We start from the raw sequence: 14,148 nt of genomic DNA on the forward strand, positions 1-14,148 counted from the left end.
CCAACAGCATTTTTGAACCATTGAACAAACAAACATGAAATCAAAAATCTTACTGGCCTTTTTTGCCAGCGTGGTTTTGTTGACCGCCAATGCGCAGAACCCGATCATCAAGCACGTTTTTACTGCCGACCCGGCGCCGATCGTGTACAACGACACCGTGTTTTTATACACCAGCCACGACACGGCATCAACCACCGCCACCAATTACAAAATGCTCGACTGGCACGTGTTTTCCTCCACCGATATGGTTACCTGGAAGGACCACGGTGCACTGCTTTCGCCGGCTACTTTTTCGTGGGCTACCGGCGATGCGTATGCGGCGCAATGCATTTACCGCAATGGCAAATTTTATTGGTTTGTGTCCACTTTTCATAAGTCAGACGACCGGAGTAAAGGCGGTGCGGCCATTGGTGTAGCCGTTTCCGATCGGCCAACAGGTCCGTTTAAAGATGCCATTGGCAAAGCACTAATTGTAAACGAAATGACCACCGATCAAAAACACGCATGGGATGATATTGACCCCACCGTTTTTGTTGACGACGATGGGCAGGCTTATATGTTTTGGGGCAACGGTAGTTGCCGCTGGGTAAAACTGAAAGAAAACATGATTGAGCTGCAGGACAGCATTCATGTGTTCAAACCCAAAAATTACATTGAAGGCCCTTGGGTGTACAAACGCAACAACCTGTATTACCTGGTGTACGCCAGTGCCGGCACCAAACCCGAGATGATCGAGTATTGCACTGCCACCAACATCCAGGGCCCGTGGGAATACCGTGGCATTATACAGGAAAATGTGCCCAACAGTTTTACTACCCACCCCGGCATTCTTGATTACAAAGGCAAAAGCTATTTCTTTTACCATAACGGTGCACTGCCCACTGGTGGCAGTTACCGCAGGTCAATTTGCATCGATTACATGTACTACAACCCGGACGGAACCATCCAGAAAATTGTGCAAACTGCGGAAGGAGTGAAGCCGGTACGGTAGGAGTGGATAAAAAGGAACTTAAAAAGTTGGGGCCCAAACCCCGATCAATTAATAAAAATGAAAAAGGGATTACTCATTCTTGGACTGCTGTTTGGCGCTGCGCAAACCCTGTTGGCGCAAGACCCCAACTTTTATATTTTCCTATCCTTCGGCCAGTCGAACATGGAAGGCAATGCCCGTTTTGAACCGCAGGATACCACGGTGGACAGCCGCTTCCGTGTTTTAGAAGCGGTGAATTGCCCCAACCTGCGCCGTGATAAAGGCAAGTGGTATACCGCTGCGCCGCCGCTTACCCGCTGCGGCACCGGCCTTACGCCAGCCGATTATTTTGGCCGCACCCTGGTGGCCAACCTGCCGCAAAATGTTCGTGTGGGCATCATTAACGTTTCTATCGGCGGTTGCAAAATTGAGCTGTTCGATAAAGGGCAGTACAAAAGCTACCTGACCACGGCCGCGCCGTGGATGATCAATATGACCAATGAGTACGATGGCAATCCGTACCAGCGATTGGTGGAAATGGCAAAAATTGCGCAGAAAGATGGCGTGATCAAAGGCATTTTGTTGCACCAGGGCGAATCCAACACCGGCGACAGCCTGTGGCCGCAAAAAGTTAAAGTGGTGTACAACAACTTGCTGCAAGACCTGAAGCTGAAACCCGCTGCTGTGCCACTGCTGGCCGGTGAGCTGGTAGCCGAAGACCAGGGTGGCAAGTGTGCCAGCATGAACAAGATTATTGCCACGTTGCCGCAAGCCATTCCCACGGCGCATGTAATTTCATCCACAGGCTGCACGGCTGCTGCCGATAAGCTGCATTTCAACGCAGCCGGCTACCGCACACTGGGCACAAGATATGGAGTGAAAATGCTGTCGCTGCTGGGATATACTGCCAAAGCAGAACAGTGATTTTTCTGCAGCCCGTGCCGGTCATGGCCCTGGCGTTGGTCCGGAGCAAACGGAGCAAGTAAATACCCTTTAAAAATCATTTCAAGCAAATTAAATCTGAATAAATGAACAAAGTATTAGTGCGCATTTTTCCCGCGGTAGCTGCCCTTCTGATCCATGGTGCCCTGTTTGCCCAATCCAACTTTAGCAGTAAACTGATTGGGGTGGGTGTAGTAGTGTCGGATATTGATCGTTCACTGGATTTTTACATCAATGGCATCGGCATGGTCAAGGCATATAGTTTTACCATAAGGGAAGATTTTTCAAAACGTTCCGGACTTTCCAACGGCGTTCCCACGGCCGTAACGGTATTGAAGCTGGAAAATAGTCCTGAAGCCAACGAATGGAAGCTGATGAGTTTTGGCAAAAAAGCGGCCCATCCAAAGCAGCAGTTTATACAGGATGATACCGGCATGCAATACATCACCATCAATGTAAAATCATTAAAGCCGGTGATGGATCGACTGACGCAAATGAAAGTTCCTTTTCTGGGAAGCAGTCCTACGCCGTTAAACAACAACGCCCATTTGCTGCTGGTGCAGGATCCCGACGGAAGCTTCATTGAGTTGATCGGTCCGATGCAATAACCGTAAGCGGTTCGAAGCGGTGGAGCATTTGCCCCTGCTACCTGTTTTGCCCTACAGGGTGGGGCAAAACAGGTAGCCAGAAAGCTTCGCTTTTGTGTGCCCAAGAATTTGTGCCAAAAAGCAAACTATAAAATAACCCGTTGCGCTGCAACTGTGTATCAACAAGAGATAGATAACGATGATGAAAACAAAACTTGTGCATCTGGCCTTTGTAGCCATTATTTGTTTTGGAGCAGCTACTCAGGTGCATGCCCAAACCGCACGCAATCCGATCATTTTCGCGGATGTTCCGGATCTGGCCATGATCCGTGTGGGCGACACCTATTACATGAGCAGCACCACCATGCACATGAGCCCCGGTGTGCCCATCATGAAATCGAAAGACCTGGTGAACTGGCAACTGGTAAGCTATGCCTATGATACGCTGGCCGATGTGGATGCGCTGAACCTACAGGGAGGTAAAACTGCTTATGGCGCTGGTTCCTGGGCCAGCAGCCTGCGTTACCACAACAAAACTTTTTATGTAACTACGTTTGCATCCACCACGGGGAAAACATACATCTACACCACAAAAAATATTGAAAAAGGCCCGTGGAAGCGCATTGAATTCAGGCCCAGCCTGCACGATCATTCTCTGTTTTTTGACGATGATGGAAAGGTGTACATGCTGTATGGTGCCGGCAAGCTTACGCTGGTGGAATTGAACGAAGATCTCTCCGGCATCAAGCCCGGTGGCTTTAATCAAATCGTGATCGAAAACGCAAGCCTGCCGGCAGGTAACAACATCAACCTGCAGGCGGAAGGTTCGCAGTTGTTTAAGATCAACGGCAAATATTACCTCTTAAACATTACCTGGCCACGCGGCGGCATGCGTACCGTGGTCATTCACCGCGCCGATAATATTACCGGCCCGTATGAAGGCCGTTTGGGTTTGCAGGACCTGGGCGTGGCGCAGGGTGGCTTGATCGATATGCCCAATGGCGAATGGTACTCGTACCTGTTCCGGGATTATGGCGCGGTGGGCCGCATTCCGTACCTGGTGCCGGTAAAATGGCAGAACGGCTGGCCGGTGCTGGGCGTTGATGGTAAAGTGCCGCAAACACTCGATCTGCCTGCAAGCAAAGGGCTTATTCCTTCGCTGGTTGCTTCGGATGAATTTACCCGCAAAAAGCGCCAGGCGCCGTTCGGACTGGTATGGCAGTGGAACCACAATCCTGATAATCGTAATTGGTCGCTGTCGGCACGCAAAGGTTTTTTGCGCATTACCACCGGCCGCGTAGATACCTCATTTTACATGGCCCGAAATACGCTGACCCAACGCACCATCGGCCCGGTTTCTTCTGGTGAAATTTCATTGGATGTGTCGGGATTGAAAGATGGCGATTTTGCTGGACTTGGCCTGTTGCAAAAGAATTATGGCCAGTTGGGTGTGCAGGTTTCGGGTGGCGCCAAATCGCTGGTGATGATCAATGCAGGCTCGGGCCAGGCTGTGGAAGCGGCCCGCATTCCATTGGCGCAATCAACAATTTACCTGAAAGCCGAGTGTGATTTTACCGACAGAAAAGATGTTGCACAGTTTTTTTACAGCCTCGATGGCAAAAGCTGGCAGCCCATTGGCACGGCGTTGAAAATGTCGTACACCTTGCCGCATTTTATGGGCTACCGTTTTGCCCTGTTCAACTACGCCACTAAAACAGCCGGTGGCCATGCCGATTTTGATTATTTCCGCATCACCGATAAAATTTCCAAATAATAATTCATCACCAAACGACCGAATAGCCATCATGAATACCATTTCGAAATTGCTTTTAGCTGCCGTTGCGCCCATTGCATTGGTACAATGCAGTACCAGTAAGAACGCCGGCAGTGCGACCAACGCCCCCAAGGGGTTGAAAGATTATTACAAAGATTATTTCCTGGTGGGTGGTGCCGTTACACCACGCCAGTTGAAAGGGCCAGACTCGGCGTTGATCGTAAACCATTTCAACAGCATTACTGCGGAGAATGCAATGAAGATGGGACCCATCCATCCAAAAGAGAACGAATACTTTTGGGATGATGCAGATGCCATTGCCAATTTTGCAAAAAAACATGGTCTGAAACTTCGGGGTCATACCCTTTGCTGGCACTCGCAGGCACCGGCCTGGATGTTTAAAAACGCGGAGGGCGGCGATGCCTCGAAAGAGTTGCTGCTGCAGCGTTTGCAAAGCCATATCAACACGGTTGTGAACCGTTATAAAGACCGCATCTACGCATGGGATGTGGTAAACGAAGTGATCGACGACAGAGATTCTGTTTTTTACCGCAGCACCCAGTGGACCAAAATTACCGGCGACGAGTTTATTGAAAAAGCATTTCGGTATGCCCACGCGGCAGATCCAAAAGCGGTGCTTTTTTACAACGACTACAACACCGAAAATCCAAAGAAGCGGGAAAAGATTTTCCAGATGGTAAAACGCCTGAAAGAGGCTGGTGTGCCCATTCATGGTGTTGGGCTGCAGGGACATTGGTCCATCAACAACCCGTCGCGTGAAGAGCTGGAAAAATCCATCCAGATGTTTTCCTCACTGGGCTTGCAGGTGCAGGTAACCGAGCTCGATGTATCGGTATATGCGGGTCGCCAGGGCGGCCAGTTGATTCGGGGACAGCGCGATACCACTGCGGTGTACACCCCGGAAATGGAAGCCGCACAACGCGAAAAATACCAGATGATCTTCGACGTGTTCCGTCAGAATAAAGGAAAGCTTACAGGGGTTACGTTTTGGAACCTGAGCGACCAGTACACCTGGCTGGATGGCCGTGGCCGTAAAAACTTTCCGCTGCTGTTCGACGTAAACCGCCAGCCGAAAAAGGCTTATTGGGATGTAGTTGAATTTGCAACGAAAGGAGCGCCCAGTGCAGCTGCGCCGCTATAAAACATTTTTAAACGAAATGAACAGCAGCCGCAACCAATACTAACTTCAAACCTTGCATTAGCAAGGAAAACTACAGCGCACTATTGGATCAAACTGATAGTGCGCTGTATTTATATCTCTTTGTCGATGTCAATATGCGACGGGTAAAATTTAGCGCTGACGACTGAATCGGTGAGCAATATTTTGTACCCTATTCGGTGCATCGATGCATGTCAATCGTGATCGTTCTCTTGCCTCATTACGTTCTAATGTTTTTGCTTCGATAAAAACTTTTTCGTTTTTAATTTTCCGAATGGTTCGGTACACATGCGTACCTTGATGCAGCCATCTTGAAACAACCCTTTTTGCTATGATGATCAACCATGCGCTCCGCAAGTGCGGTTTTCTGGTGCTCCTGTTTTTAATGCTCCTTGCAACTAACGGCCTGGCACAGCCGAAACAGCCCCTAAAGCTTTGGTATAAACAGCCATCGGGCCGTGTTTGGGAAAATGCATTGCCGATCGGCAACGGCCGCATGGGCGCTATGATCTATGGCAATGTGGAGAAAGAGATCATCCAGTTGAACGAGCACACGGTTTGGAGCGGAGGCCCCAACCGCAACGACAACCCGCTGGCGCTGGATTCGCTGGCACTGGTGCGGCAACTGATTTTTGACGGCAAACAAAAAGACGCGGAGCGCCTGGCCAACCGGGTGATCATCACCAAAAAATCGCACGGGCAAAAGTTTGAACCCATTGGTAGCCTGCAACTGGCTTTTGAAGGACACGAAAATTTTTCGGACTACCGCCGCGAACTGGATATCGAACGGGCTGTTGCCACAACAACCTACACGGCCAATGGCGTCACCTACACGCGGCAGGCCATTGCATCATTTCCCGATAGGGTAGTGGTGGTGCGGCTCAGTGCCAACAAAGCGGGGAGCCTGTCGTTCGCCGCAACTTTTGCCACGCCGCAAAAGCGGGCTACCATTGCCACCACGCCTGCAAAAGAGCTGACCATTTCCGGCATCACCTCCGACCATGAGTCGGTGAAAGGTATGGTGCAATATAAAGGCATCGTTCGGATGAAACTGGAAGGGGGTACGCTGGCAGCAAACGATACGGCACTGATGGTAAAAGGCGCCAACGCTGTGACCATCTATATTTCGGCAGCTACCAATTTTAATAATTACAACGACCTGGGCGGCGACGCAGACAAACGAGCCGCCGATTACCTGAACAAAGCTTACGCAAAATCATTTGCCGCAATGCTGCCTGCGCATGTGGCTGCTTATCAAAAATATTTTAACCGGGTAAAACTGGACTTGGGTACCACCGAAGCGGCCAGCCTCCCCACCGACGAACGGCTGAAGGCGTTCAATAAAGTGGCAGATCCCAATTTTGTAACGCTGTATTACCAGTTTGGCCGTTACCTCCTGATTTCCTCATCGCAGCCCGGCGGACAGCCTGCCAACCTGCAAGGCATTTGGAACGACAAGATCAATCCGCCCTGGGACAGCAAATACACCATCAATATCAACGCCCAGATGAATTACTGGCCGGCGGAGAAAACGGCGCTGCCCGAACTGCACGAACCATTTTTGCGCATGACCCGCGAACTTGCCCAAACGGGGCAGCAAACGGCGCGGGATATGTATGGCGCCAGGGGTTGGGCAGCCCACCACAACACCGACATCTGGCGGGCCACCGGCGCCATCGACGGCGCTACATGGGGCGTATGGAGCGCTGCGGGCGGCTGGATGAGCCAACACCTTTGGGAGCATTATCTCTATAGCGGCGACAAAGCTTTCCTGGCGCAAGTATACCCTGTAATCAAAGGTGCTGCTACTTTTTATGTAGATTTTTTGGTGGAACATCCCAAGCATGGCTGGCTGGTGATCAACCCAGATAGCTCGCCGGAAAATGCACCGGCCGCACACCAGGGTTCCTCGCTGGATGCCGGCACCACCATGACCAACCAGATCATTTTTGAACTTTTTTCGACGGCGATCCGTGCTGCGAAAATTTTAAACAAGGATGCGGCATTCAGCGATACGCTGGCTCAACTGCGCAAACGGCTGCCGCCGATGCAAATTGGCCAGCACGGCCAGTTGCAGGAGTGGCTGGACGATATTGACGATCCTAAAGATGAGCACCGTCATATCTCGCACCTGTATGGACTGTTCCCGGCCAACCAAATATCAGCTTATCGTACACCAGAGTTGCACAGCGCTGCCAAAACCACGCTTACCCACCGGGGCGATGTATCAACCGGCTGGAGCATGGGCTGGAAAGTAAACTGGTGGGCCCGCATGCTCGATGGCAATCACGCTTATAAGTTGATTCAGAACCAACTGTCGCCGGTAACACCCGGAAGCCGAGGCGGCGGAACCTATAATAATCTGTTTGATGCTCACCCGCCGTTCCAGATCGATGGCAACTTTGGTTGCACTTCGGGCATCACCGAAATGCTGATGCAAAGCGCAGGCGGCGAAGTGCACCTGCTGCCCGCTTTGCCCGACGTGTGGCAAGCAGGTAGCGTTAGCGGCATTAGGGCCATCGGCGGTTTCGAATTGGTGCAAATGGAATGGAAAGAGGGCAAATTGGTAAAAGCTGTGGTGCGGTCAAAACTGGGTGGCAACCTGCGGCTGCGGGTGCCCAATGCGGTAAAACTTGTCGGTGGAACAGGCCTACGCCCTGCTACCGGCAATAATGCCAATATATATTACCAGGTGGACGCCACACCGACGCCAATCATTTCTGAAAAAGCCAAGGTACAGCCTATTGCGTTGCAGGAGACGGTAGTTTACGACCTGCCAACGGTTGGGGGTAAGACGTATACGTTTGTAGCACAATAGTGCTGTTGTGGTCCAAAGTTGCTATAAAGGGTTGGAAATTCGTGCTGATCTATGAGCCGCTTAAGTACCGGTAGAAGCAATTACCGCCGGCAGTAAAATCCGCGATAAACAGTCGCAAACTTCACTCAGAAAATAAGATAACGGAAAATGAGCTGCCAGAATGGCGGCTCATTTCATTAAAAGAAGCAATATGCAACCGATTGCAATTTTCTCTAACATTTGCTGAACATTGCCTCCAAATTGTTAAACAGTCGACATTTGTTCCTACCGTTGTAGATACTTTTTTGCCTGTTTTAAACATTTGAACCATTTTTTTGCCATTCCATGCCCTATGGCAGGAGACGTTTCTGCGAATTTTAACACTTCGGAAGCTTGTGATGGAAAATTTTGAAGTTTTGGCGGAGCCGAATTGTTTTAAGCGAGTAATATTGGTTCAACTCGTCATTTCTGCCAAACGGGCAGGACTCGGCGAAATGGGATAAAAGCCGCAAACAAATCGGGCATTTTCAGTAAAAGTGCTGCTGCCAAAAGGTGATTTAGGATACGCGACCGGTTTTCCCGGCGGGACTAAACTGCCCGCCGACAAACGATTGTTTATTCACTAAAAAGTGCTGCTATATGAAGAAAATCTACCTCCACTTCAAGGTTTGATCCAGCCCGTCGCCCTGCGACCCGGCGCTGCGTTTCAATTTGGTCAACACCTGGCCCTTCAAACAAACCTTTAATTTATCAATCAAGTATGAAAAAGTCTAGACGACACTTGTCGCTTGGCGGAAACATTTTGCCTTACCGATACTTTGTGTGGGCAAACTGTTGCCTGATCGCCTTGTTCGGTCTTTCAACGCAATCGTTTGCTGGTACACCACCCGGTACCGACAAATATGCGCCCCTTGCTTTGCCCGTTTCCGGTAAAGTAACCGACGACACTGGCCAACCGCTTAGTGGCGCCACCATTACAGAAAAAGGAACCACGAATACAGCTGTCACCAAAGAAGACGGCTCGTTCTCACTTACGGTAGCCAACGAAAAATCAGTACTGGTCGTTTCTTTTGTCGGTTTTGCTTCAAAAGAAATTACTCTCACCGCCGGACAAACCGGCAATATGCAGATTCAATTGGCCTCTTCAGCCCAGGAAATGGCTGATGTAGTTGTGGTAGGTTATGGCAAGCAGAAAAAAGAAAGCGTAGTTGCGGCCATCGCCCAAACCAGCGGTAAAGTATTGCAGCGTGCAGGTGGTGTATCAAACATCGGTGCGGCGTTGACCGGTAACGTACCGGGTGTGATCACCGTTCAGGGCACCGGTATGCCGGGTCTTGAAGATCCGCAGATCTTTATCCGTGGCCAGGGAACCTGGAACGCCGCCGGTCCGCTAATCCTTGTAGATGGTATTGAACGTTCGATGAACGGCGTGGACATTGGTTCCGTTGAAAGCATTTCCGTTTTGAAAGATGCATCGGCCACAGCCGTATTTGGTGTAAAAGGTGCCAACGGTGTAGTACTCATCACTACTAAAAGAGGTGTGGAAGGCAAAGCCAACATCAATGTAACGGTAAACTCCACGCTGAAAATGCCATCGCGTTTGCCTGAGAAATATGATGCTTACGACGCTCTGATGATCCGCAACATGGCTATTGAGCGGGAATTGGCTGTGAGCCCCGGCTCATGGGCAGATTACACGCCAATGGCGCGGATCGACAAATACCGCAACCCAGCCAACGCGGCCGAAGCGGAGCGTTATCCTAATATTGACTGGCAGCGTGAGTCGGTGAAAAAACTGGCCACCGCACAAAACGCCAACATCAGCATTTCGGGTGGTTCTCCATTTGTAAAATACTTTAGCTCGGTAGATATCCTCCACGAAGGTGATATCATGAAAATTCCGGGCAATGGCAAGGGTTACTCACCAGGTTTCAGCTACGACCGTTTGAACCTGCGCACCAACCTGGATATCAAATTGACCAAGAGCACCACGCTTTCTACCAACCTGGCCGGTATGTTTGGCAAACGCCAAACTACGTACAGCGGGTTTGAATATGCTTGGTACCAGGGTATCTACGGCAACGCGCCTGACCTGTTCTATCCCATTTATGCCGATGGCTCGTATGGATACTATCCAAACGACCCGGTTGCAACAAACAACCCTGCCCTGATCCTGGGTAACAACGGTGTGCGGAACGAAAAGTCTACGCAAATCAACACCGACTTTATCCTGCAACAAGACCTCGGTGCACTGGTAAAAGGCCTGACCTTCCGCGGTAGTTATTCCGTGGATAACCGCTTCCTGGCTGTGGGTGGCATCACCGACGGTGGTAGCGCTGTTACCAAATGGATCGATCCGAACACCGGCGAGATCCGTTACGGCAACGTAACCGGTGTAAACCAATTTGATTACGTAGTGCCACAGTGGGGCACTGCCGCAGACGCTTTCCAGAACGGTAATACATTCAGAAGAAATGTGTACCAGGCTCAACTAAACCACGCTGCTAGAATTGGCCGCCACAATATCTCTACCATGGGCCTGTTCATGCGTAATGAAAGTGCCAACGGTAGCGCATTCCCCGACTTCCGCGAAGACTGGGTTTTCCGTGGTACCTACAATTTTGCCAACCGCTACTTTGTTGAATTCAACGGAGCTTACAACGGTTCGCAAAGATTTGGTCCGGACTACCGCTTCGACTTTTTCCCATCTGCAGCTATTGGCTGGACGCTGACCAACGAGAAATTCATGTCGAACCTGCGTTGGGTTTCTTCGCTGAAACTCCGTGGCTCGTACGGCCAAGTGGGTAGCGACCAAATCAACGGCAACTACCTGTACCTGACGCAGTGGGGCTTTGGTGGATCTGCCCGCCTTGGCGATAACAACAACAACGCCAACAGCCCATACCAGTGGTTCCGCGAAAGTGTAATTGGTAACCCCGATATCCATTGGGAAACCGTTACCAAAGCAAACATTGGCGTGGATTATTCCCTGTTCCGTGGTTTGATTGAAGGTAGCGTTGAATTTTACCGCGATTACCGCACCAACGTATTGATTGCTGGTGGACAGCGTGCAGTACCCGTGTATTTTGGTGGTACACCGCCTCCGGCAAACCTGGGTGAAACTGTAGTACAGGGTTACGAGGTCGAATTGAAATTCAACAAGCGCATCAACTCCGATGTACGCCTGTGGGGTAACATAGCCATCACCCATGCAAAAGACCGCGTTATTTTCCGCGATGATCCCCAACTGCTGGATGATTACCTGAAGCAAGCCGAATTCCAGATTGGCCAGTCACGTTCGCATGTTCGTGCCGGTTATTTCAACAACTGGGATGAAGTGTACGGCAGCACCCGGCTGGACCAGAACGATAACAACAAGTTCCCCGGTCATTTCAACCTGATCGACTTTAATGGTGACGGTGTGATCAACAACTTTGATAACGTGCCTTTTGGTTTCCCTTCAAGGCCGCAAAACACCTACACTGCCAGCGTTGGATTTGACTACAAGCGTTTTGCCTTGTTTGTACAGTTCTACGGTGTAAATAACGTAACCCGCGAATTGACCCAAACCAACTTTGGTGCACGCCTCAACACCGTGTTCGATCAGGGTGATTACTGGGCAAAAGACAACCAGGATGCAAGAGGCCCGCTGCCTCGTTGGAAATCCCTGTCTTACGGTTCATCATACGGCGACTTCTTTCTGTACGACGGCTCTTACCTGCGCCTGAAAACAGCTGAAATCTCCTACACCTTGGATCCTAATTGGGTGAAGAGAGCAGGCGTTCAATCGTTGCGTGTTTTTGCCAACGGTAACAACCTGACTTTCTGGAGCAAAATGCCTGATGACCGCGAAGCAAACGTGGGAAACGGCAACACTTCGGGCCAGGGTGCTTACCCAACTGTTCGCCGTGTGAATTTTGGCTTTAACCTCAGTTTATAACATTTACAAACACACAATATGAAATTGTCTAAGAAACTGACGCTGTCTGTAAGTGTACTGCTTCTTGTTTTTGGACTCGGGTCCTGCAAAAAGTACCTCGACAGGCCGCTGGATGCAAACATCTCCGAAAGAGACGTGTTCACCAACTTCCGCAGCTTCCAGGGCTTTACCGAAGAATTATATCATGCGCTTCCGGATATGACCAAGTCTACCTGGAACAATGAGTGGAATATGGGCGATGACATGTTATCGACCACCAACGCCAACTACCGCATCAATGCAGAATTTGACAACGGTAACTACCGCGCCTGGCAAACAGGCGGTGGCGGCTGGGACAACAGCTGGCTCGACGACAACGGCTCCGGACCCAACAACCTGGGCACCGATCCCCAAAGGAAAGGATTGTGGCCGCTGAGCTGGTATGGCATCCGCAAGGCAAACGTAGGTTTGGCCAATCTGGACAAGCTCACGAATGCTACCGACGAAGAGAAGAATGTGCTGAGAGGCCAACTCCTGTTTTTCCGCGGTTTTTTCCATTTCCAGTTAATGAGTTTCTGGGGTGGTCTTCCTTACATCGACACCGTGTTGTCGAGCTCGGCAACGTTGACGCTGCCAAGGTTGAGCTACCGCGAAACTGCACTGAAAGCTGCTAAGGACCTGGAAGATGCTGCAGCCCTGCTGCCCAAAAACTGGGATGCTTCGCCTGTAGGCCAGTTGACACAAGGCTTGAACAAGCAACGCGTTACTTCTTCAACTGCGTTGGCTATTAAAGGCCGCAACCTGCTGTACGCCGCCAGCCCCATGCAGAACCAAATGGAAACCGGCGTAAACGATTACGACGCCGAACTGAGCAAGCAAGCTGCTGATGCATTTGCCCGAGTGATCCGGATGTCGGAAAGCGGCGAATCGCAGTATCAGCTGCTGCCTTGGGACAAGTGGAACGAAAACGTGTACACTATTTCTCCCGATGGTCGTCACCCAGGATATCCTGAAGTAATTTTTGGACCACCCACATACGAATCATGGCGTTCACGCTGGTCGCTGGTAAACATGTTCATTCCACCACCGCTGGGTGGCGAAGCGGGCATTTCTTCTCCGGCAGCTAACTATGTGAACTATTTCGGTATGGCCAACGGCTTGCCGCTTGATGCAGCAGGTTCCAATTACGATCCTGCCGATCCCTGGTCGAACCGCGACCCGCGTTTTTACAAATCAATTACTTATGATGGTGTTCGCATGATCCGTGGTACGGGCAATGCCGACTATCGTTTTGCAAACCTGTTCAACGGCGGCAACCTGCGCCTGGAAAGCACTGCAAGCCGTTCGGGCTACCTGGTGCGCAAGTTTGTAACCGACGGTTGCAACAACGTGGACAACGAGTGGAACAACATCAACATCGTAGTGCCTTACCTCCGTTTGGCCGACGTTTACCTGATGTATGCCGAAGCTGTATTGCATGGCTACGGCACACCGCAAAGCAGCGTACCCGGCACTTTAACCGCAGTTGAAGCTGTAAATAAAGTAAGAACAAGAGCTGGCATCCCTGGTGTTGACCAACGGTTCCTGGGTTCGAAAGAAGCCTTTATGAGCGAACTGATGCGTGAAAGGGCTGTTGAACTGGCTTTTGAAGGCCTGCGCTGGCACGACCTCCGTCGCTGGAATGTTGCCGACCAAATGAAATACCGCGAAAAAACGGTGATCGACTTTGATCGCGGCCCCAACGGCAAACCAATCAACCTGCGCGAACGTGTAGTGGTAACCCGTGTTTTTGAAAAGAAACACAACTGGCTGCCCCTGCCCAACAACCAGGTAAACCTTTACCCCTCGTTCGGTCAGAACGAAGGTTGGTAAGCGGCAGTTTTTTGCCCAGGAAAATGCAGTGTTCAGGGCAATGCTGCAGCAACTATGGATTCAATTTAAATAAAATCTAATGAGATACATTAGGATATGGATGTTTG

General features: G+C 50.5%; 8 protein-coding genes. All 8 read left to right on the forward strand.

What is annotated here, in order from left to right:
* The first annotated feature begins 34 nt into the window (after window positions 1–34).
* The 8 genes from EPD17_RS10880 (at window position 35) to EPD17_RS10915 (ending at window position 14,041) form a co-directional block, all read left to right on the forward strand.
* On the forward strand, window positions 35–991 hold the full coding sequence (locus tag EPD17_RS10880) for a glycoside hydrolase family 43 protein (protein ID WP_132054146.1): 957 nt from the start codon (window positions 35–37) through the stop codon (window positions 989–991).
* A gap of 57 nt (window positions 992–1,048) precedes the next feature.
* A complete protein-coding gene (locus tag EPD17_RS10885) occupies window positions 1,049–1,894 on the forward strand; it encodes a sialate O-acetylesterase (RefSeq protein WP_132054148.1) in 846 nt (281 codons plus the stop codon).
* A gap of 104 nt (window positions 1,895–1,998) precedes the next feature.
* Window positions 1,999–2,520, forward strand: coding sequence for a VOC family protein (locus tag EPD17_RS10890; RefSeq protein ID WP_132054150.1), 522 nt, complete (start codon window positions 1,999–2,001; stop codon window positions 2,518–2,520).
* Between the two features lie 181 nt (window positions 2,521–2,701).
* Entirely contained in the window at window positions 2,702–4,273 is a 1,572-nt protein-coding gene (locus EPD17_RS10895; protein ID WP_204743133.1) for a glycoside hydrolase family 43 protein, read from the forward strand.
* Window positions 4,274–4,304: 31 nt separating this feature from the next.
* Window positions 4,305–5,435, forward strand: coding sequence for an endo-1,4-beta-xylanase (locus EPD17_RS10900; protein WP_132054154.1), 1,131 nt, complete (start codon window positions 4,305–4,307; stop codon window positions 5,433–5,435).
* A gap of 349 nt (window positions 5,436–5,784) precedes the next feature.
* Entirely contained in the window at window positions 5,785–8,271 is a 2,487-nt protein-coding gene (locus EPD17_RS10905) for a glycoside hydrolase family 95 protein (protein ID WP_240040594.1), read from the forward strand.
* 739 nt (window positions 8,272–9,010) lie between these two features.
* The gene (locus EPD17_RS10910; RefSeq protein ID WP_114234273.1) at window positions 9,011–12,190 is read left to right on the forward strand and encodes a SusC/RagA family TonB-linked outer membrane protein; all 3,180 of its coding nucleotides are present in this window, start codon (window positions 9,011–9,013) and stop codon (window positions 12,188–12,190) included.
* Window positions 12,191–12,208: 18 nt separating this feature from the next.
* The gene (locus EPD17_RS10915; RefSeq protein WP_132054156.1) at window positions 12,209–14,041 is read left to right on the forward strand and encodes a RagB/SusD family nutrient uptake outer membrane protein; all 1,833 of its coding nucleotides are present in this window, start codon (window positions 12,209–12,211) and stop codon (window positions 14,039–14,041) included.
* Window positions 14,042–14,148 lie beyond the last annotated feature (107 nt).

The sequence above is a fragment of the Pseudocnuella soli genome (assembly GCF_004347775.1).
Classification (GTDB): Bacteria; Bacteroidota; Bacteroidia; order Chitinophagales; family Chitinophagaceae; genus Flavisolibacter; species Flavisolibacter aquaticus.